General features: G+C 71.1%; 21 protein-coding genes and 1 tRNA gene. 15 read left to right on the forward strand and 7 right to left on the reverse strand.

Translation table 11 applies throughout. The features are described 5' to 3' along the window. Positions 1 to 193 precede the first annotated feature (193 nt). The 5 genes from ACFQRJ_RS02065 (at position 194) to proB (ending at position 7,358) form a co-directional block, all read left to right on the forward strand. Entirely contained in the window at positions 194 to 3,532 is a 3,339-nt protein-coding gene (locus ACFQRJ_RS02065; RefSeq protein WP_377016522.1) for an Rne/Rng family ribonuclease, read from the forward strand. Between the two features lie 285 nt (positions 3,533 to 3,817). Then, complete coding sequence (gene rplU, locus ACFQRJ_RS02070; RefSeq protein WP_377016524.1) at positions 3,818 to 4,126, forward strand: 50S ribosomal protein L21; 309 nt, start codon at positions 3,818 to 3,820, stop codon at positions 4,124 to 4,126. A 37-nt stretch (positions 4,127 to 4,163) separates the two neighbouring features. Then, a complete protein-coding gene (gene rpmA / locus ACFQRJ_RS02075) occupies positions 4,164 to 4,418 on the forward strand; it encodes a 50S ribosomal protein L27 (RefSeq protein WP_377016526.1) in 255 nt (84 codons plus the stop codon). 202 nt (positions 4,419 to 4,620) lie between these two features. Then, positions 4,621 to 6,192: a GTPase ObgE gene (gene obgE / locus ACFQRJ_RS02080; RefSeq protein WP_377016528.1), complete on the forward strand. Its 1,572-nt coding sequence runs from the start codon at positions 4,621 to 4,623 to the stop codon at positions 6,190 to 6,192. 2 nt (positions 6,193 to 6,194) lie between these two features. Beyond that, the gene (proB, locus tag ACFQRJ_RS02085; protein ID WP_377016530.1) at positions 6,195 to 7,358 is read left to right on the forward strand and encodes a glutamate 5-kinase; all 1,164 of its coding nucleotides are present in this window, start codon (positions 6,195 to 6,197) and stop codon (positions 7,356 to 7,358) included. Between the two features lie 48 nt (positions 7,359 to 7,406). Here proB and ACFQRJ_RS02090 read toward each other — a convergent pair whose 3' ends face one another. Beyond that, complete coding sequence (locus ACFQRJ_RS02090; RefSeq protein WP_377016532.1) at positions 7,407 to 8,186, reverse strand: DedA family protein; 780 nt, start codon at positions 8,184 to 8,186, stop codon at positions 7,407 to 7,409. A 205-nt stretch (positions 8,187 to 8,391) separates the two neighbouring features. Here ACFQRJ_RS02090 and ACFQRJ_RS02095 point away from each other — a divergent pair, with 205 nt between their 5' ends. The 7 genes from ACFQRJ_RS02095 to ACFQRJ_RS02125 all read left to right on the forward strand — a co-directional run bounded on the left by ACFQRJ_RS02095 (position 8,392) and on the right by ACFQRJ_RS02125 (position 12,650). Next, positions 8,392 to 9,687, forward strand: coding sequence for a glutamate-5-semialdehyde dehydrogenase (locus ACFQRJ_RS02095; protein WP_377016534.1), 1,296 nt, complete (start codon positions 8,392 to 8,394; stop codon positions 9,685 to 9,687). 88 nt (positions 9,688 to 9,775) lie between these two features. Beyond that, on the forward strand, positions 9,776 to 9,955 hold the full coding sequence (locus tag ACFQRJ_RS02100) for a hypothetical protein (protein WP_377016536.1): 180 nt from the start codon (positions 9,776 to 9,778) through the stop codon (positions 9,953 to 9,955). A 5-nt stretch (positions 9,956 to 9,960) separates the two neighbouring features. Next, the gene (nadD, locus tag ACFQRJ_RS02105; RefSeq protein WP_377016538.1) at positions 9,961 to 10,569 is read left to right on the forward strand and encodes a nicotinate-nucleotide adenylyltransferase; all 609 of its coding nucleotides are present in this window, start codon (positions 9,961 to 9,963) and stop codon (positions 10,567 to 10,569) included. Continuing rightward, complete coding sequence (locus tag ACFQRJ_RS02110) at positions 10,562 to 11,500, forward strand: hypothetical protein (RefSeq protein WP_377016540.1); 939 nt, start codon at positions 10,562 to 10,564, stop codon at positions 11,498 to 11,500. The genes nadD and ACFQRJ_RS02110 overlap by 8 nt, the downstream gene beginning before the upstream one ends. Continuing rightward, complete coding sequence (gene rsfS / locus ACFQRJ_RS02115; protein WP_377016542.1) at positions 11,497 to 11,874, forward strand: ribosome silencing factor; 378 nt, start codon at positions 11,497 to 11,499, stop codon at positions 11,872 to 11,874. Before ACFQRJ_RS02110 ends, rsfS begins: the two co-directional genes overlap by 4 nt. After that, the gene (locus tag ACFQRJ_RS02120; RefSeq protein WP_377016544.1) at positions 11,871 to 12,524 is read left to right on the forward strand and encodes a histidine phosphatase family protein; all 654 of its coding nucleotides are present in this window, start codon (positions 11,871 to 11,873) and stop codon (positions 12,522 to 12,524) included. Before rsfS ends, ACFQRJ_RS02120 begins: the two co-directional genes overlap by 4 nt. Before the next feature lie 53 nt (positions 12,525 to 12,577). After that, positions 12,578 to 12,650, forward strand: a tRNA-Ala gene (locus ACFQRJ_RS02125). A gap of 270 nt (positions 12,651 to 12,920) precedes the next feature. Here ACFQRJ_RS02125 and ACFQRJ_RS02130 read toward each other — a convergent pair. Genes ACFQRJ_RS02130 through ACFQRJ_RS02140 form a run of 3 tightly spaced genes read right to left on the reverse strand, consistent with a single transcriptional unit; the run spans position 12,921 to position 14,885 of the window. Further along, a complete protein-coding gene (locus ACFQRJ_RS02130) occupies positions 12,921 to 13,634 on the reverse strand; it encodes an ABC transporter permease (protein ID WP_377016546.1) in 714 nt (237 codons plus the stop codon). Beyond that, positions 13,631 to 14,344 carry an ABC transporter ATP-binding protein gene (locus tag ACFQRJ_RS02135; RefSeq protein WP_377016548.1) on the reverse strand — a complete coding sequence of 238 codons (714 nt, stop codon included), beginning with the start codon at positions 14,342 to 14,344 and terminating at the stop codon, positions 13,631 to 13,633. The genes ACFQRJ_RS02130 and ACFQRJ_RS02135 overlap by 4 nt, the downstream gene beginning before the upstream one ends. Beyond that, on the reverse strand, positions 14,337 to 14,885 hold the full coding sequence (locus tag ACFQRJ_RS02140) for a helix-turn-helix domain-containing protein (RefSeq protein ID WP_377016550.1): 549 nt from the start codon (positions 14,883 to 14,885) through the stop codon (positions 14,337 to 14,339). The genes ACFQRJ_RS02135 and ACFQRJ_RS02140 overlap by 8 nt, the downstream gene beginning before the upstream one ends. Before the next feature lie 193 nt (positions 14,886 to 15,078). Here ACFQRJ_RS02140 and ACFQRJ_RS02145 point away from each other — a divergent pair, with 193 nt between their 5' ends. Then, positions 15,079 to 15,795 (forward strand): ABC transporter ATP-binding protein, encoded by a 717-nt coding sequence (locus ACFQRJ_RS02145; protein WP_377016552.1) that lies wholly within the window; start codon positions 15,079 to 15,081, stop codon positions 15,793 to 15,795. Continuing rightward, on the forward strand, positions 15,792 to 17,402 hold the full coding sequence (locus ACFQRJ_RS02150; RefSeq protein ID WP_377016554.1) for a hypothetical protein: 1,611 nt from the start codon (positions 15,792 to 15,794) through the stop codon (positions 17,400 to 17,402). Before ACFQRJ_RS02145 ends, ACFQRJ_RS02150 begins: the two co-directional genes overlap by 4 nt. 6 nt (positions 17,403 to 17,408) lie before the next feature. Here the strand turns inward: ACFQRJ_RS02150 and ACFQRJ_RS02155 are convergent, their stop codons facing one another. Both ACFQRJ_RS02155 and ACFQRJ_RS02160 read right to left on the reverse strand, forming a co-directional pair. Beyond that, positions 17,409 to 17,606, reverse strand: a complete 198-nt coding sequence (locus ACFQRJ_RS02155; RefSeq protein ID WP_377016556.1) for a hypothetical protein — start codon at positions 17,604 to 17,606, stop codon at positions 17,409 to 17,411. 94 nt (positions 17,607 to 17,700) lie between these two features. Beyond that, on the reverse strand, positions 17,701 to 18,192 hold the full coding sequence (locus ACFQRJ_RS02160; RefSeq protein WP_377016558.1) for a MarR family winged helix-turn-helix transcriptional regulator: 492 nt from the start codon (positions 18,190 to 18,192) through the stop codon (positions 17,701 to 17,703). A gap of 57 nt (positions 18,193 to 18,249) precedes the next feature. Here ACFQRJ_RS02160 and ACFQRJ_RS02165 point away from each other — a divergent pair, with 57 nt between their 5' ends. After that, on the forward strand, positions 18,250 to 19,146 hold the full coding sequence (locus tag ACFQRJ_RS02165; protein WP_377016560.1) for an alpha/beta fold hydrolase: 897 nt from the start codon (positions 18,250 to 18,252) through the stop codon (positions 19,144 to 19,146). Here ACFQRJ_RS02165 and map read toward each other — a convergent pair. Then, positions 19,094 to 19,900: a type I methionyl aminopeptidase gene (gene map / locus ACFQRJ_RS02170; RefSeq protein ID WP_377016562.1), complete on the reverse strand. Its 807-nt coding sequence runs from the start codon at positions 19,898 to 19,900 to the stop codon at positions 19,094 to 19,096. The genes ACFQRJ_RS02165 and map overlap by 53 nt on opposite strands. Positions 19,901 to 19,955: the final 55 nt, after the last annotated feature.

Raw genomic sequence — 19,955 nt, forward strand, 5'->3', positions numbered from 1 at the left:
GGGGGAACCTCCCGGCGTCGTCACGTCGGAGCACCGGTTACGCGTTGTACCGCGACCGCCGTGCTCCCGCGATCGGCATCGCAGCGCTTCCATCGGGAAGCTGCGCGACGGCGAGGGCTAGAGACTTCCGTCCTCAGGGACGATGACCACGGGGAGCCAGGGTGCGCTGGTTCCTTCAGAAGGAGACGGCCGTATGGCTGACAGCACCCATAATCCAGAATCCGACTCGTCGGAGGAGACGACCACGCCTCCCACGTCGCGGCGTCGCCGCCGGGCCGGAGCCCCCGCGGGTGCTCCCGAGCCCGTCTCGGGACCGGAGGTCTCCGAGGAGACGGGGCCTGCCGCGCCGCGCACGGTCGTCGCACAGCAGAGCGAGTCCCCGATCGAGACCGCCCCGGCCCCCACGAAGCGCCCCCGCCGCCGAGCGGGCGCCCCTGCCGGCGCCCCCGTGATCCCGCCCGCCCCGGAGCCCGTCGTCGAGGAGCTGGTGGGGGAGGAGCCCCTCGTCGAGCCCGAGACCGAGGACATCGTCACGGAGGACGTCGAGACCGAGGACGTGACGGGCTCGAACAGCACGGCCGAGCCTGGCTCGACCGCAGCACCGGCCGCTGCCGGCTCCAGCGACGCGGGGTCCCACGACAGGGACGGCGGGTCCGGCGACGAGGACGACAACCCTGTCGTCGATGACCTGCGAGCCCTCGCCGACGCTCGCGGCGGCTCCGGCGACGAGACCGAGGACGCCGGCGACGACCGGTCCCGCCGGCGCGAACAGGTCCAGATGGACTTCGCCTCGCTCCTGTTCCAGGCGCCGACGCCGCCGCGCACGACGGTCGGCCCGCACGACGCCCCCGTCGGCGGTGCGGACGTCTCCTTCGACGCCGGAGCGGACGAGGACGAGAGCGACGAGACGGAGGGGACGGACGAGACCCGCCGCCGCGACGAACGGCCCGCGACCTCCGACGACGAGCAGGGCGGGCGCTCGCGCTCGCGCCGCGGCCGGTCGCGCCGCTCCTCCCGCCGCGACAGCGGATCCGACGACTCCGCCGCCGCCGAGGACAGCACCGAGGACACGGCCTCCGAGGACGACTCCGATGAGGACTCCGAGCGCAGCACCGGCGGCTCGAACGGCTCCCGTCGCCGTCGCCGCCGCGGCGGTCGTGGCCGGCGGGGCCGTGGCCGCGGGGACGAGGAGAACGGCTCGGACGAGCAGGACGACCGGGACGACCAGGACGACGACTCCTCGCAGAACGAGCGCGGCGAGCCGTCCGAGGGCAAGGACGCCAAGAGCGACGAGAGCGCCGAGGGCGGTTCCTCGGGATCCTCCAGCTCGCGCCGCCGGCGTCGTCGTCGCCGCTCGGGAAGCAACGGGGACGAGTCCACGTCGACCGATGATCCGCCCAACACGGTCGTCAAGGTCCGCGAGGCCCGCGACGAGGTCAAGGCCGTCAAGGGCTCGACCCGGCTCGAGGCCAAGCGCCAGCGGCGCCGCGAGGGCCGCGACAACGGCCGCAAGCGCAACGTCATCACCGAAGCCGAGTTCCTCGCACGCCGTGAGTCCGTCAAGCGGTCCATGGTCGTGCGCGAGCGCGGCGGACGCACGCAGATCGCCGTCCTCGAGGATGACGTCCTCGTCGAGCACTACGTCGCCCAGAAGGCACAGACCTCGATGGTCGGCAACGTGTACCTGGGCAAGGTCCAGAACGTGCTGCCCTCGATGGAGGCCGCCTTCGTCGACATCGGCAAGGGCCGCAACGCCGTGCTGTACGCCGGCGAGGTCAACTGGGACGCCGTCGGCCTCGAGGGCCAACCGCGCCGGATCGAGCTCGCCCTCAAGAGCGGCGACCCCGTGCTGGTCCAGGTCACCAAAGACCCCATCGGGCACAAGGGTGCTCGCCTGACCAGCCAGATCTCGCTGCCCGGCCGCTACCTCGTGTTCGTGCCCGGCGGGTCGATGACCGGCATCTCCCGCAAGCTGCCCGACACCGAGCGCTCGCGACTGAAGAAGCTCATGCGCCAGCTCATCCCCGAGGACGCGGGCGTCATCGTGCGCACCGCCGCCGAGGGCGCGAGCGAGGAGGAGCTGACCAACGACGTCGCGCGGCTGCGTGCCCAGTGGGAGAAGATCCAGAAGGCGCAGAATTCGAAGTCCGCGCCGGTGGCCCTCTCGCAGGAGCCCGATATCGCCATCAAGGTGGTCCGCGACGTCTTCAACGAGGACTTCACCTCGCTGATCGTCGAGGGCGGCAAGGTCTACGACGAGGTCCACCAGTACGTCTCGGACGTCGCTCCGGATCTGCTCGAGCGCCTGACCAAGCACGTCGGCGACAAGGACGTCTTCGCCAAGCACCGGATCGACGAGCAGCTGCTGAAGGCCATGGACCGCAAGGTCTACCTGCCCTCCGGCGGCTCGCTGGTCATCGACCGCACCGAGGCGATGACGGTGGTCGACGTGAACACCGGCAAGTTCACCGGTTCCGGCGGCACCCTCGAGGAGACCGTCACCAAGAACAACCTGGAGGCGGCCGAGGAGATCGTGCGCCAGCTGCGGCTGCGCGACATCGGCGGCATCATCGTCATCGACTTCATCGACATGGTGCTCGAGTCCAACCGCGACCTGGTGCTGCGCCGCCTCGTGGAATGCCTCGGCCGGGACCGGACCAAGCACCAGGTCGCCGAGGTCACCTCGCTGGGCCTGGTCCAGATGACGCGCAAGCGGGTGGGCCAGGGACTGGTCGAGACCTTCTCCGCGACCTGCGAGCACTGCAACGGCCGCGGCATCGTCGTCGACCTCGACGGTCAGCCTCACCAGCACGCCGGCAACGGCAACGGGAACGGCGGCAACGGGAACGGCAAGAACGGCAACGGCGGCTCCGGCGGGGACGAGTCCTCGAAGTCCGCCAAGCGCCGCAGCCGTCGCTCGCGAGGCGGCGGCAAGGACGACTCCGCCGCCGAGGAGGCGCCCGCGGAGGAGCCGCAGCCCGACGTCCACCGGCTCGAGGACGACGCGGACAGCCGCGCCCTCGCCCGCGCCACGATCGCCTCGATCGCCGCGGCCTCCGGTGCCCACTCGCACCCGGAGGTCACCGTCGACGGTCAGGTCATCGCGGTGGACGACACCCGGGATCCGCAGGCCGCGGAACCGGCGACCCTCCCGGAGCTGCGGCACGCGGACGCCCAGGCGGACCCATCGGCCGGCGACGCCGCGGCACAGCCGTCGGCCGGCGAGCCGGCGGACCCGTCGGCCGAGGAATCGACGGAGCAGCCTGCAGAGCAGACACCTGAGCGGTCGGCGGAGCCTGAGGCTCATGAGCCGGCCGCACACGACGCGGGCCCGGCGGCCGAACAGCCGGCGGGCGAGCAGTCCGCTGACGAGCAGCCGGCGGGCGAGCAGTCCGCTGACGAGCAGCCGGTGGCCGAGCAGCCCGCTGACGAGCAGCCGGTGGCCGAGCAGCCCGCGGTCGATCAGCAGTCGGAAGCTGCAGCCGGGGAGACCGGCGACGCGTGGGAGCAGGACGCCCCGCCGCAGTCCTGAACCGGAGAGGGCGGGCGCGACCGGCGTGACGAGTTGCACACGGTGTGACGGCGTTCTCGCAGGTCGGACCGCCTCCGATGGTTGACCCGGGGTTCCGGGGATCGTAAGCTGTTCTTCGGCGCAAAACGCGTCCAGTCGTTTTCCCGGTGGACACCGCGCGACCGCATCTCCCGCCTGCACCTCTCCCCAGGGCGTGCAGGGCCGGTTGACGGTCGCAGGTCCGCGGCCCCGCCGAGCAGGAGCACGACCCGTAGACATATCCGAATCACAAGATGGAGCAGTGACGTGGTGTACGCAATCGTCCGCGCAGGCGGTCGTCAGGAGAAGGTGTCGGTCGGTGACACCATCGTGATCAACCGCGTGGCAGGCGAGGCGGGCGACAACGTCGATCTCGCCCCCGTGCTGCTGGTCGACGGTGACAAGGTGACCTCCGCCCAGGCCGAGCTGGCCGACGTGAAGGTCTCCGCCGAGAAGGTCGAGGACCTCCGTGGTCCGAAGATCCGCATCCTCCGCTACAAGAACAAGACCGGGTACAAGAAGCGCCAGGGCCACCGCCAGGAGCTGACCCGGCTGAAGATCACGGGCATCGCCTGAGCGATCCCTTCGAACACGGAAGAAGGATTGATTCCAGATGGCATCAAAGAAGGGCGTCAGCTCCTCCAAGAACGGGCGCGACTCCAACGCCCAGCGCCTCGGCGTCAAGCGCTTCGGCGGCCAGGTCGTCGGCGCGGGTGAGATCCTCGTGCGTCAGCGCGGCACCCGCATCCACCCCGGTGACGGCGTGGGCCGCGGCAACGACGACACGCTGTTCGCGCTGAACGCGGGCACCGTCGAGTTCGGCCGCAAGCGTGATCGCCGCGTGGTCAACGTCGTCGAGACGGTCTGATCTGCCGCCCCGGAATCCGGGGCACACAACTGCCTTCGAGGGGCGGAGCCGACTGCTCCGCCCCTCGACGCGTATCTGCACCCAGCTGCTCGGGACGCTCCCGCCACCGACCGCTCGGGGCTCGTCGGCACCGACCCGCCGACGCGCCCCAGCGACCTGCTCACTCCACCCCCTCCATCCGCTCCACCATCGGAGGTCACCCATGGCCACGTTCGTCGACCGCGTCAGGCTGCAGGTCGCCGGAGGGTCAGGCGGCCACGGCGCCGCCTCCATCCGCCGCGAGAAGTTCAAGCCGCTGGCCGGGCCCGACGGCGCCAACGGCGGCCGCGGCGGTGACGTGATCCTCGAGGTCGACGCCTCGACGACCACGTTGCTCGCCTACCACCACAAGCCCCACCAGAGCGCCACCAACGGTGGCTTCGGCAAGGGCGACCTGCGCCATGGCGCGCGCGGTGAGGACCTCGTCCTGCCTGTGCCCGACGGCACGGTCGTCGCCACCGAGGACGGCACCGTTCTGGCCGACATGATCGGCATCGGCACCCGATTCGTCGCCGCCCGCGGCGGCTCCGGCGGACTCGGCAACGCGGCCCTGGCCACGACCAAGCGCAAGGCCCCGGGCTTCGCGCTGCTCGGCGAGCCCGGCCAGGAGCGCAGCCTCATCTTGGAGCTGAAGTCCGTGGCCGACGTGGCCCTGGTCGGCTTCCCCAGCGCCGGGAAGTCCTCGCTGATCGCGTCGATGAGCGCTGCGCGGCCCAAGATCGCCGACTACCCGTTCACCACCCTGGTGCCCAATCTCGGGGTCGTCGAGGCCGGCCAGTTCCGCTACACGATCGCCGACGTGCCGGGTCTGATCCCCGGCGCCAGCCAGGGCAAGGGCCTGGGCCTGGACTTCCTGCGCCACATCGAGCGCTGCCACGTGATCGTCCACGTCCTCGACGCCGCGGCCCTCGAATCGGAGCGCGACCCCGTCACTGATCTCGAGACGATCGAGAACGAGCTGGCCACCTATGCCAGCAGTCTGGATGAGCAGGCGGAGACCCGTGTGCCGCTGATGGAGCGGCCCACCGTGATCGTGCTGAACAAGACTGATCTGCCCGACGGGGCCGATATGGCGGACATGGTCCGGGAACGCCTCGGAGAGCGGGACGTGCCGATCCTCGACGTCTCCGCCCTGAACCGCAAGGGCCTGCGCGAGCTGTCCTTCGTCCTCGGCGAGCTGGTCGAGCAGGCACGCGCCGCGCTGCCCGCCCCGGAGGCCGCTCCCATCGTGATCACTCCCAGGGCAGTGGACGCGGAGGAGTTCCGCGTGGTCACCGAGCAGTACGACGGCGGCACCGCCTACCGCGTCGTCGGCGACAAGCCCGAGCGGTGGGTGCGCCAGACCGACTTCACCAATGACGAGGCCGTCGGATACCTCGCCGATCGCCTCGCCCGTCTGGGCGTGGAGGACAAGCTGTTCTCCGCCGGCGCCGTCGCCGGGTCCACCGTGCTGATCGGACCCGGGGACGACGCCGTCGTCTTCGACTGGGAGCCGACCATGGTCGGGGGCGCCGAGCTGCTCGGCGTGCGCGGGTCCGATCGGCGGCTCGAGGACCATCACCGCCCCACCCGTGACGAGAAGCGCGAGGAGCAGCGCGCCCGCACCCAGGCCCGCATGAACCGCATCGCCGCGATGGACGAGGAGCGCCGTGCCGGGCACTGGGCCGAGCCGTCCGCCGCGTCCGAGCCACCAGCGCCATCAGCGCCTGAGGAGTCCGACGAGCAGGAGCGCTGAGGATGGCGGGGACGGCGAACGGCACCGGTGCGCGCCTGCGCCAGCCGGCCCGGCTCACCGAGCGCGGGATGCTGGGCGAGGCCGCACGCATCGTGGTCAAGATCGGTTCTTCGAGCCTGACCGATGACCGTGGTCGGCTCGATCAGGACCGGGTCGATGCGATCGCGACCACCGCCGCGGCGCTGGCCGAGCGAGGCACCGAGGTCGTCATCGTCTCCTCGGGCGCGATCGCGGCGGCTCTGGGTCCGCTGGGCCTGCCCGAGCGGCCCGGCTCCGTCGAGCTCCAGCAGGCCGCGGCGAGCGTGGGCCAGGCACTGCTGGCCACCTCGTGGTCGAGCGCCTTCGGCGGGCACGGACGGATCACCGGACAGGTGCTGCTGACCGAATCCGACGTGATCCGCCCGCAGACCTACCGCAACGTGCGCAGCGCGCTGGAGTCCCTGCTCGAGCTGAATGTGGTCCCGGTGGTCAACGAGAACGACACCACCGCCACCCACGAGATCCGCTTCGGTGACAACGACCGGCTCGCCGCCCTCGTGGCGCAGCTGCTCGGGGCCGACGCGCTGTTCCTGCTGACCGATGTCGACGCGCTGTACACCGCGCCGCCGCGCGAGCCCGGCGCCCAGCGCATCGCCGTGGTCGAGGACGCCGCCCGGCTGAGCGATGTGAGCATCGGCAGCGTCGGCTCGAAGATCGGCACCGGCGGCATGGTCACCAAGCTCTCCGCCGCTCAGCTCGCCTCCACGACCGGCACTGCTGCCGTGCTGACCTCGGCGCCGCGGTTCGCTGCGGCCGCTGCCGGGGAAGATGTCGGTACCTTCTTCCCCGGTCACCACGGCCGGCGCCGGTCGCGGCTGGTGTGGCTGCGCTTCGCGACCCGGGGCGCAGGCACCCTCACGCTCGACGAAGGAGCCGCGCAGGCCGTGCGGACCCGGCGGCGATCCTTGCTCGCCGTGGGCGTCACGGGCGTGGAGGGAACCTTCCCCTCGGGCGTACCGGTGGACATCGCCGGGCCCGACGGGGAGATCTTCGCCCGCGGGCTGACGTCCTTCAGCAGCGACGAGCTGCGCGCCATGAGCGGGCGTGGCTCCGGGGAGCTGCACGAAGAGCTGGGGGAGCGGTATCGCCGCCCCGCTGTCCACCGCGACCAGCTGGTGGTGCTCTGAGACCGCTCAGCCCGGGGCCCGTGCCGCCGGCCGGCGACATGGACGGTCTCAGTCGCCGGCGTAGATCCGCTCCTGCTCGGCGGTGTCATCGGGCTCGCGCGGCTCGGTGCCCTGCGCTCGACGCCCGGCGACCTCGTCGTGCTCGGACTGCGTGCGCGCAGCCGGCGTGGGTGCACCGTCCGCGGACGCAGCGGCCCCCGGCGCAGCCGCTGCGGCCGTGCCGGAGGCACGGCCCTGTCGTCGTTCCCGGGCGATCCGCACGCGCTCGATGATCAGACCCACCACGAGGGCCAGCCCCACGCCGATGGCGACACCCAGCAGCGGCTGCTCGCGGAAGGCGAAGCCTCCCAGCATGCCGATCGCGACGTTGTACGTGGCCCACGCTGTTCCGGCGAGGAGCGAGTAACCGATGAACCGCGGGCGCGGATAGCCGATCATGCCCGAGGCGATGGAGGTGGCGGTGCGTCCGCCGGGAATGAAGCGCGCGGCGATGATGATCATGCCGCCGCGAGTCATCAGTCCGTTCTCGGCCCAGCCGAACAGCTTCTCGCCCACCCGATTGCGCCGCAGACGGCGGGTGAGGGGACCGGCGCCGCGTCCGACATGGTGGGAGGTGATGTCCCCGGCGACCGCTCCGGCGATGGCCACCAGCAGCAGCCACTGGGCCTCGGGAGAGGACTGGACCACGGCGTAGGCACCGGCGGTGATGACGACGGTCTCCCCGGGAACCACCGGGAGCACCGAATCGATCGCGACGACGAGGAACACCACGAGGTAGAGCCAGGGTGAGGCCATGACCGTCTCGACCAACTGCATCACGGAATCCATCGGCGGTCGCGTCTCCTCGGGGGCCGGGTCGTTCGGGGGTGAAGAAGCACAGTCTTCCGGCACCGGTCTCGTGATGCTATGGGGATAACCGCAAGGTTCCCTGGGCGGAACCGCCGAAGCCCGGGACCGCGCCGGGGCGCACGGCCGCTGTCCCGACGCCTGGGCTCGAGCGGAATCGGGCGGCATCGGCGGCTAAGCTCGTTCCATGACTGCTGCACCCGAGGTCACCGACGTCGAGCAGGCGGTGCGCGAGGCCGCCCGAGCCGCCAAGGACGCCCAGCCCGCCCTGGCCCGCCTGCACCGCGAGACCAAGGACGCCGTGCTGTACGCAATGGCAGACGCCCTCGTCGCTCGCGCCGATGAGATCGTCTCGGCCAATGCCCGCGACCTCGAGGCGGCCGATGCCGCCGGCATGGCACCGGGGCTGCGCGACCGGCTGGCCCTGGACCCTCAGCGCGTCGAGAAGATCGCCCACCAGCTTCGCGACGCGGCGGCGCTGCCGGACCCCGTCGGCGAGGTCATCCGCGGTTCCGTGCTGCCCAACGGCCTCGAGCTGCGTGAGCTCCGCGTGCCCCTCGGCGTGATCGGCATGGTCTACGAGGCCCGGCCCAACGTCACGGTCGATGCCGCCGGCCTCGCCCTGAAGTCGGGCAACGCGGTCGTCCTGCGTGGAGGCTCCGCGGCCCTGCACTCCAACACCGCTCTCATCGCCGTGCTCCGCTCCGTGCTGGCCGAGCACGATCTGCCCGAGGATCTCGTGGTGGGCATCGACGAGCACGGACGCGACGGTGCCGACGTCCTGATGCGCGCCCGCGGCCTGATCGACGTGCTGATCCCGCGCGGCGGCGCCGGGCTGATCCGGCGCGTCGTCGAGAACTCGCTGGTCCCGGTCATCGAGACCGGCACCGGCAACACCCACATCCTCATCGACGCCAGCGCGGACCTCGATCAGGCCGCCGCAATCGTCACCAACGCCAAGACCCAGCGCATCGGGGTGTGCAATGCGCTGGAGACCCTGCTGGTCCACCGCGACATCGCCGGCGCCGCCCTTCCCCGCCTGGCCGGGCCGCTCGCCGAGGCAGGGGTGCGCCTGCACGCCCACGAGACGGCCGCCGGCATCCTCGCCGAAGCGGACACGGACATCGAGGTCCTCCCGGCGACCGCGGAGGACTGGGACACCGAGTACCTCGCCCTGGACCTGGCGGTGAAGGTGGTCGAGGATCTCGACGAGGCGCTCACGCACATCCGTGAGCATTCCACCGGCCACACCGAATCGATCCTGACCCGGGACCTGCTCAGCCAGCAGCGGTTCCTGGCCGAGGTCGATTCCGCCGTGGTGATGGCCAACGCCTCCACCCGGTTCTCCGACGGCGGCGAATTCGGATTCGGTGCGGAGATCGGCATCTCCACCCAGAAGCTCCACGCGCGCGGCCCGATGGGCCTGAGGGAGATGACCACCGGCAAGTGGCTCGTGATCGGGCAGGGGCACGTGCGCCCGTGACGCCACTCCCATCACGCGCGTCGAGGCCTGAGCGTGCGCGCCCCTGTGGGATGATGGGCCGGTCACCCGTGGAAAGGCCCTGAAGAACATGATCGACCAGCTCATGATCCTCGCCGAGTCCGGCGAACACGCGACCGGCGGGGTGCCGGCTCCCATGGTGGGCATCGGCGTCTTCGTCATCATGATGATCCTGCTCGGAGTCACCTACCTCACCGGAGGGGCGAACCAGCGAAAGCGGCGCAAGTCCGACAAGCCCGGCGACCACTGATCGGGATGGAGCAGCAGCGACGACGGATCGGCGTGATGGGTGGGACGTTCGATCCCATCCACCACGGCCACCTCGTCGCCGCCAGCGAGGTCCAGAGCGTCTTCGGGCTGGACGAGGTCGTCTTCGTCCCGACCGGCCGGCCCTGGCAGAAGGGCGACCGCAGCATCTCGGACCCGGAGCACCGGTACCTGATGACCGTGGTCGCCACCGCCGCGAACCCGGTGTTCACCGTCTCCCGAGTCGACATCGACCGCCCGGGGGCCACATACACCATCGATACCCTGCGCGACCTGCGGACGATCCACCCCGACGCGGATCTGTTCTTCATCACCGGCGCCGACGCCCTGCAGTCCATCCTGACGTGGAAGGACTCGGAGGAGATCTTCTCCCTCGCCCACTTCGTCGGCGTCACCCGGCCGGGTCATGAGCTGGACACCTCCGGTCTCCCGGCCGATGGAGTCTCCCTGATCGAGGTGCCGGCGATGTCGATAAGCTCCACGGACTGTCGCACCCGAGTCGCCGCCGGCGGTCCCGTCTGGTACCTCGTGCCCGACGGGGTCGTCCAATACATCAACAAGTACGCCCTCTACACAGGAGGTGACGGCGATGACTGAGTCCGATACGAGCCCGCGTCGCGGGCGCCGCGCTCGCGCGCTGAGCCCCGAGGAGAGCGCCGCTCTGGAGACTCGCACCGCAGCTGCCATCACCGGCGAGCAGCCACCGGTCCCCAGCGTGCGCGGCCCCGTCGCGCCGCCGTCGGCCGACGCCCCCGTTCCGACGCTGCGCAAGTTCGGCCGACGGGCGCGGATCATCGAGCTCAGCGACGCCCCCGAAGCAGAGGTCGCGGGGACCGTCGAGTCCTCGGAGCCCGCCGAGGCCCCCGATTTCTCTGCTGCCGACGTCACGACCTCGTCGCCGGCGTCCGGTGCGGAGGGTGCCGAGGCTGCCACGGAGGGTCAGGACGTTTCTGCCTCCGAGGACACCGCAGGCACGTCGGCGTCCGAGCAGGCGCCCGGGGCCGAGGCGACGTCCGGGGTCGCCCGCGGGGGTGAACCCGGGGACGAGCCGAGCACGGGGGGCGACCCGGACGCCGTGGACGCCGCGGGCGCGGCGATGTCCCGGCAGACCGGACAGTCCACGGACACTCCGGACGCGAGCCACCAGGCCGGCCAGGGCCGGCAGTCCGCCGCGTCCGCGCCGCTGCCCGGCGCCGCAGCGCAGGTCGCCCGACGGTCCCAGCCGGCGCGCCGCACGGCCGTGATCGACCGCGACCGTGACGGTGTGGAGCTGGGGGAGCTGTCGATCACCGACGCCCCTGATCCCCGACCCGCCCCGCGCTTCGACGGCAAGGTGCTGCACCGCCCCGAGCGCTCCGGGGGCCGCCCGCTGCTGTGGCTGGTGTGGGCCCTGATCGCGCTCGCACTGATCGTGCTGGTCGCACTGCTGCTGAGCGGAGTGATCGGCCCCGGTGAGGCGTCCGCCCTGGACCTCACCGTGCACGACCTGTTCAACGACCATCCCCATGTGGAGGAATCGACCGCGTGAGCGCCCCCGAAGAATCCCTCGACCTCGCCCGGGTGGCCGGCCAGGCCGCCTCCGACAAGCTCGCCGAAGAGGTGATCGGCCTCGACGTCTCCGAGCAGGTCGTGATCACCGACCTGTTCCTCGTGTGCAGCGGCGACTCGGAGCGCCAGGTCTCCGCCATCGTCGACGGCGTGGAGGAGGCCCTGCTCAAGGAGCGGCGCCGCAAGCCCCTGCGCCGGGAGGGCCAGCGCGACGCCCGCTGGGTGCTCCTGGACTACGGGGACATCGTCGTGCATGTCCAGCACGCCGAGGACCGGGCGTTCTACGCGCTCGAGCGCCTGTGGCGCGACGCCCCGCTGGTGGATCTGCAGATCGACGAGGGCCGCCCGGCGTGAGCTCCTCGCTGTCCATGGGTGGTCTCGCGAGCACCCGCCTCGTCCTCGTGCGCCACGGCCAGACCGACTACAACCGCGATGGTCGCCTCCAGGGACAGGTCGACATCCCGCTGAACGCCGCCGGAGCCAAGCAGGCCGCGCTGCTGGCGGCCGCGGTCGCGGAGAACCCGCCGGATCTCATCGTCTCCTCCCCGCTGCAGCGCGCGCACGAGACGGCGCGCGCGATCGGCCAGGCGTGCGGTCTCGAGGTCTCCACGGACGAGGCCTTCCTCGAGCGTGGCTTCGGGCAGTGGGAAGGCCTGACCGGTGACGAGATCCGTCGGCGCTGGCCCACGGAGCACGCCGCCTGGCGGGACCACCGTGAGGTGACGGGGCTGGACGTCGAGGACCGGCCCGCCGTCGGCTCCCGCGTGGCGGCGGCCTGCCGGCAGCTGGTCGCCGATAACCGCGGAGGCACCGTCATGGTCGTCACCCACGGCGCGGCGATCACGCTCGCGATCACCGCTCTGCTGGGACTGGACGCGAACGAGTTCCGTGGTCTGGCGGGGCTGGAGAACTGCCATCGCTCGGTGCTGGAACCGCTGCGATCGGACCCGGAAGGGCGGCTCATGAGGTTGCTGTCACACAACGTCGGTCCCGATTTCATCTGAGGTCAGCAGCGATGTACCATCGATGAGTCGCCTTCCGGGGCGGCACCCGATACGGGGCTATGGCGCAGTTGGTAGCGCGCTTCCATGGCATGGAAGAGGTCAGGGGTTCGAATCCCCTTAGCTCCACTCGAGAAACCGTGAGACAGTGACTCGTCAGAAGGGCCCCACCTGATGGTGGGGCCCTTCTGCTGTGTGTCGCGCGTATCTCCCGAGCTGCAGCTCGAGCTCCTCCCAGCGACGGCATCGGCCATACGCTGCAGAGCACCGGCGACCTCACGATGTTCACCTCCGCCCTCCGGGTCCGACCGCCGCCTGGCGAGGATCTCCCAGCATGATCGTGCCGAGCTCGAACGCCTCCTGCTCGCGCTGCTGGGCCCTGCGGACAGCTGATCCTGCTCACCGATCCAGTTGCAGTCTGCTCCATGCACGGCACGTCAGCGCGGCGAACACGAGCGGAACTCCGACGGCCGCGAACGGGGCTGCGGCACCGGCGGCGCCCGGTGCGGCGATCGCCGTGACCTGGACCGCGATGAGCACGCCGAGTACCACGGCGATGCCCGCCAGCTGACCCCGCCACACCGTCGCGGCCCAGGCCGCCGGGAGCCCGAGCAGTCCGACGCCGAACGTGAGAGCGGCCTGCTCCGCCAGCTGGCGCAGTACCTCGCCGTCGACCGGCCCGAGGCGGAGCAGCAGACCGGTCGCCAGGAGCAGCAGCGACAGGACCAGGGCGATGCCGCCGACCCACGCCAGATGCACGATGAGTTTCGCCAGCGCGATCACGGCGCGGGGGGCCGGGATGGCGAACAGGCCCGTGATCGTGCCCTCGGCGAACTCCCGACCGAAGGTCCAGCTCAGCACGACGCCGAAGGCGAGAAGACCGCCTGCTGCGGTGATCTGGGCGGTCACGCCGGTCAGGAGCTCCCAGCCCTCGGCGTCGGCCAGCGGGCCGAGCTGCGCGAGGATCTGCTGGTTGCCGGCACGGGCCGCGGCGACCAGGGCGCCCACCAGCACCGCGATGCCGCCCACGACCAGCAGCGTCGCGGTGCGCACGACCCGCGACGACCAGGCCTTGTACCCCTCGACCCGGATCGCCGTGGCGAGTGCGCTCATGATCTCCGGCTTTCATCATCGGCCCGGACCAGCTCGAAGAAGGCCCTTTCGAGTTCTTGCCCTGCGGGGTCCAGGCTCCCCACGATTCGCCCCCGGTTGAGCACGGAGATCCGGTCGGCGATCCGCGCGACCTCGTCGAGGTGGTGGCTGGAGACAAGGATGCCGGCACCACCGTTGGCCCGGCGCTGCAGCACGCGGCGCAGCAGGAGTACCCCGGCGGGATCGAGGGCGTTGGTCGGCTCGTCCAGGATGATCAGCTCGGGCTCGTGCTGCAGCGCGACGGCCAGGCCCAGGCGCTGCCGATTGCCCTGCGAGAGCTTGCGTGCCGGGACCGCGGCGTAGCGCTCGAGGTCGAGTTCCGCCAGCACTGCCTCAGAGCAGTCGAGGTCGCTGCCGCGGAGTCGGGCGGCGAGCTGGACGTTTGTGCGGGTGCCGAGCTCCGGGTACGCGAAAGGTTGTTCCACGAGGTGGCCGACGCGGCGCCAGGCGGTGGCCGGGAGCTGCTCGAGGCGCCGGCCGTCGATGCAGACCTCACCGCTGTCGAGCCGGAGCATGCCCAGGGCCGCCCGCATCAGGGTCGTCTTGCCGGCGCCGTTCAGCCCGACCAGAGCGTGGATCTCTCCGGCGGCGACGTGCAGGTCGAGGCCGAGCAGACCGGCCTGTGGCCCGAACGTTCGCCTCGCACCCCGCAGGCTCAGCCGCTCAGACAAGGCGGCCTTCAAGGGTGCACAGGGACGCCTCGACGGCGTCGGCCATGGGGAGGGAGTCATCGTGCGCCCATTCGAACAGCGCTGCCGTCAGTGCCGCCATCACGGCGGCCGCGGCCGCACGTGCGGCCAGGCGTGAGCAGGCGGCGGCAAGCTGCTCGGCGATGGCTTTCTCCGTGGCAGAGGTGGCGGCCGCCATGTCGGCACGGAGTGCATCAGAACCGGCGATGATCCGAACTCGCCGACGGACCGTGTCCAGCTCGCGCTCGTCCAGTGCGGTGAGGGCATTCCGAAGACCGCGCGTCGCTCGCAGCAGGGGAGGCAGTTCCGGTGCCTGCGCACCGACCGCGGCGGCGATCGCCGGGTCGTAGGGGTCGACGGTGACCACGGCGGCCTTGCTCGGAAAGTGGCGGAAGAACGTCATCTGGGTGACTCCGGCCGCGTCGGCGATCTGGGCCACCGTCGTCCGCTCGAAGCCCTGGGTCTCGAAGAGCTTCAGCGCGGTCTCGATGAGCCGGGTATGGGTGTGCTCGTGACGGGCCATACCGAGATGTTAGTGACTAACATTCCGCGGTGTCCACAGTCAGTGCGGGATCGACATGACACCTGGGTTGTCGCCGTGTGGGAACTGTGACAGGTTTGATGTCATGGATCGACGCACTGCGGGGCCGGATGAACCAGAGGCGCAGGGTCCCGACCCGGGCCGCGCACCCGCGCCCGCGGTCCGGTTGTCGGGGTTGACCAAACGCTTCGGTGACCATGTCGCGGTCGACGCGATCGATCTGACCGTGCCGCGCGGCATGTTCTATGGGATCGTCGGACCCAATGGCGCCGGCAAGTCCACCACTCTGTCGATGATCGCCGGACTGCTCGCCCCGGATTCCGGAACCGTCGAGGTGGCCGGATTCGATGCGGCGCGGCAGCGGGAGCAGGTCCTCGACGCGCTGGGCATCATGATGGAAGGGCTCTCCTTGCCGGAGCGGCTCACCGGTGCGGAGCTCCTCGAATACACGGCCCGGCTGCGGGGAGTGGGACCGCAGTGGCGCGAGCGCGCCCACGACCTGCTCGAGGTCCTCGAGCTCGACCGTGCGCCGACGACCCTGATCGTCGACTACTCCACCGGCATGCGCAAGAAGATCGGCCTGGCCGTGGCCCTGATGCACCGTCCCCGGGTGCTCGTTCTCGATGAGCCCTTCGAAGCCATCGACCCGGTCTCGGCCCGCGCCATCGAGGGTCTGCTCGGCCAGTACGTCGCCGGGGGCGGGACGGTGCTGCTGTCCAGCCACATGATGGAGGTCGTCGAGCGCACCTGCGAGCGTGTCGCCCTGATCCAGGGCGGGCGGATCCTCACCGAGGGCACGCTCGCCGAGGTCAGGGGCGAGGGAACGCTCAACCAGAGATTCCTGGACCTCGTCGGCACCGCCCCGCAGCGAGACATCGCATGGCTGGGATGAGCACGACCGTCACCTTCGCCGCCATGCGATGGCGGATCATCCGCACGGGCCCGAACGACGAACGTGCCTTCGGGCTGGTCGCCGGGCTCCTCGCCGCGGTCGCCGTGATCGTCCTGGCCGTCCTGGCCCAGGGCGGGGACGTGCATCCCAGTTGGGTGACCGCCGCGATCTCGCTGGTCGGGCTGACCTGGCTGATCGGTCCGGTCCTGCTGCCGGGGTCCGCCCCGGTGCTCGATCCGCAGTGGTTCCGCACCCTGCCCCGACGGCCCGTGCAGATCGCCCGCGAGATGGCGCCGAGCGAAGCGATCAGCGTCGGCACCGTGATCACTGCCGTGACTCTGGTCAGCATGGTGATCCTCGTGGCGCCGCTCGGCCCTCTCACCATGCTCCACGCAGCCGTGGCCGCGATGGCACAGCTGTTCTTCCTGCTCTGGCTGGGTCGATGCGCCGCGGCGCTGGTCTCACGCCTGCTGCGCTCGAGGGTCGGCATGTGGGTGGCGGCGGTCCAGATGTCGGTGCTGCTGGCGATCTCCTTCGCCGGGTGGGTTCCGGTGGTCGCCCTCTTCCTCCCCCGGCTGGGGGAGGGGGACTCGGAGATCGTGACTCCGGCGGCGCCCGGGGCGATGCCCGCACCGCTCGAGAATACGCTGCTGGCCCTGCCGACCGGGTGGGGGCTGGCTGCGGTCCGGGCCGTGACCTCGGGCGACGGGACGGTCCCGGTCCTCGGTGCCGTACTCCCGCTGATCGGCCTCGTCATCATCGGCCTGGTCCTGTGTCGCACATGGATCGCCCTGACGGCGTACACCATCTCCCGTCCTCCGGCGCGGATCCAGAATGCGGTGCGAGCACCGGATTCGGCAGCGCGGACCGGCCTTCGTGCCGGTGGGCCCGTCCGGGGCGTGGCCGATCGGGAACTGGCGACCTGGTTCCGCGATCCCCACCGCAAGCTCGGGCTCGGGCACGCCTGGATCACTCCCGTGTTGATGATCGCGCTGGTGGCACCCACCAGCTGGTCCTGGGCGCTGCCGTTCATCGGGGTGATGGCGGCGGTCTTCGGCGCGATGGTCGCGGTGAACACCTACGCTCTGGACGGCACCGCGCTGTGGCAGCTGCTGACCACGCCTGGGGCCGTGCGGGCCGACGTGCTCGGCCGCCAGGCGGTCTGGATGATCCTGTTCGGGCTGCCGATCGTGGTCCTGACGATCGTGCTCTGCCTGATCAGCCAGTCGCCGCTGTGGGCGCCCGCGCTGGGGATGACGCTCGCGGCCACCGGAGCTGCCTGCGCGGGCGCGCCCCTGTTCGCCGCCCTGATGCTGGCAGTCGGCGCCGACGCACGGGACCGGGTCTCGACCTCCGACGACTCCGGCAATGCCGCCGGGGGTGAGTGGACCGTCTTCGTCGCCGTGGTCGCAGCGGCGATCATCCCAGTGGTCATCGGGGGCCTCGCCGGCGCGGGATGGCTGGTCCATCTGCTGCTCGGCGCGGGGGTGGGAGCGGCTGCGGTCGCGGGGCTGACGCGCATCACCCGGGCCCTGCTGGACCGTTCCGGCCCGGCCATGCTGTCGGCCTTCTCCTCGGGCGACGCGACGCGGTTGAGGAAGTCGTGACGAGGATCAGGGTGCCGTGAGGCGGCCACCGAACTCGTCGGACCCGTCGGACCCGTCGGAACTGACGGACCCGTCGGACCCGTCGGAACCGTCGGACCCGTCGGAACCGTCGGAACCGTCGGGCTGGCGCAGGATAGTGCGCAGCCGCTCGGGGGCGGTGCGGCGCGGATCGCCCAGGTAGATCTCGTGATGCCGGTCCCGCATGCTCAGGCCTGCGCGGGGATCACCTCGCGGTGCCTCTGCTGGAGCACGGGCCCTTCCGTGTCGCATGCCGCGCCCGGCGTGCTCGGTGGCATGGTCATCCCTCGTTCTCGATCTCGGCAAGCGCGGCGTCCATGTGGTGCAGCACGCGCAGCGTCGCATCGAGCTCGGCCGCCGTCAGATCGCCGCCGACCCGGCCCATCAGCTCGTGCTCGCGCCGGCTGACGGAGTCGATAGCTGCTCGGCCCGCGGCGGTGAGCCGCACCAGGGCCGAGCGGCGGTGGGCCGGATTCTCGGCCAGCTCCACGTATCCGGCCGCGCGGGCATCGTGGACCATGCGTTGAACGAACTGGCGACTGAGATCCTGCGCGCGCGCCATCTGGGGAACCGTGAGTTCACCCTCGCGGTGCAGCTGGTCCAGCACGTTCCGGACTCCGACGGACATGCCGTTGATCGGCTCGTGACGCTCGACGATCCGTGATGCCCGGCGGTACACGGGCCCGAGCGCGACGTACACCTCGGCCAGGCGGGTCGCGAGCGTGTCGCGGTCGAGGGGTTCGTGCGGTGCTGGGTGGCGGGGTGCGGACATGCCCCGAGTATGGCACCCGGGTTGTCAACACGGCGGGCGTATGACACCTTGGTTGTCATGACGCACGAGACGCAGTTCCTCGATCTTCCGGACCAGCGCATCGCCTACTACGACCTCATCCCTCGGCCCGTTGAGACGGCCCCGCCATCCGGTGGTTCCGCGGGACATGCGTCCGAGGCCGTCCCACTCGTCCTGCTCCACGGCGGGGTCGTCGACAAGCGCATGTGGCACCCGCAGCTGAAGGCCTTCCCGGACCGCCGCGTCATCGTCCCCGACGCGCGGGGGCACGGGGAGTCCTCGGATGCCGAGGCCCCGTACCGTCTGGCCGACGACGTCGTGGCTCTGCTCGACGCGCTCGAGATCGACCGCGCGGTACTGATCGGGCTGTCCATGGGCGGCAGCACCGCCGTCGACGTCGCTCTCGAGCACCCGGGTCGCGCGGCTGCGCTCGTCGCCAGCGGCACCGGCACCAGCGAGCCCGAGTTCACCGATCCCTGGACCCTGCAGGTTCTCGCCGACTGGCAGCGGGCGCAGGAGGCGGGAGATCTCGAGGAGTGGCTCGGGGTCACGGAGCGCTTCGTCGCCGGGCCGGCGCGGTCGATCGACGAGGTCGACCCGGCGGTTCGTGAGCTCTGCGCGAGGATGGCCCGCGAGACGGTCACCGATCACCTGCGCGTGGGGGAGGACGGCGTTCCGATCCCTCCGCAGCCGCCGACGCCCGTGACCAGGACCTGGGAGCGACTCGAGCAGGTCACGGTCCCGGTCCTCGCGCTGTGCGGAGCGCTGGACAGTGAGGATCATCGGGCGCTCGGGCGGAGGCTGGCCGAGACGGTCGCCGACGGGAGCTACCGCGAGGTGGCCGGGGCCGCCCACTACCCGAATCTCGAGAACCCCGAGGACTTCAACGACGCGCTGCAGCGGTTCCTTCACGGGGAGGATCGCTCGGCAGGGTGAGGACCTCTGCGCCCTGCCCGGTGATCGCGATCGTGTGCTCGCTATGCGCCGCACGGGCGCCCGTGGCACTGCGCAGCGTCCATCCGTCCGCGCCGGTGATCAGCTCCGCCGTATCAGCCATGACCCAGGGCTCCAGGGCGAGCATCAGGCCCGGGCGCAGCCGGAACCCGCGACCGGGCCGGCCCGTATTGGGCACGTGCGGATCCTGGTGCATCGTCGAACCGATGCCGTGCCCGCCGAACTCGGTATTGATGGCGTAGCCCGCCTCGTGCAGCACCGTGCCGATGGCATGGGAGACATCGCCGAGCCGGGCCCCGGGGACGGCAGCGGCGATCCCGGCATCCAGTGCGCGCCGGGTCGCCTCGATCATCGCCACACTCTCCGGGGGAGCGGAGGTGCCTACGACAACACTGAGGGCGGCATCCGCGGCGATCCCGTCCCGGACGACCGCGAGATCGAGCGAGAGCAGGTCCCCATCGGCGAGCGCCTGGTCCCGGGGCATGCCGTGGAGCACCGCATCGTTGACGGCCGTGCACACGTAGTGCCCGAACGGTCCGCGCCCGAACGACGGCTCGTAGTCGACGTAGCAGGAGGTGGCTCCGGCCTCCTCGATCAGCTCCTGCGCCCACTGATCGATCTCGAGCAGATTGGTGCCGACGGTAGTTCTCTCCCGGAGCGTGTCCAGGACGTGGCCGACGAGGGCGCCCGTCGCGCGAGCGCGGACCAGTTCGTCGGGAGTGAGGATCTCGATCATGGGGCCTCCCAGGGAGCCGATAAGTATCCCGGTAAGACTATCCCGGTATTAGTAT

Source organism: Brachybacterium sp. GCM10030252 (assembly GCF_042666535.1).
Lineage (GTDB): Bacteria > Actinomycetota > Actinomycetes > Actinomycetales > Dermabacteraceae > Brachybacterium.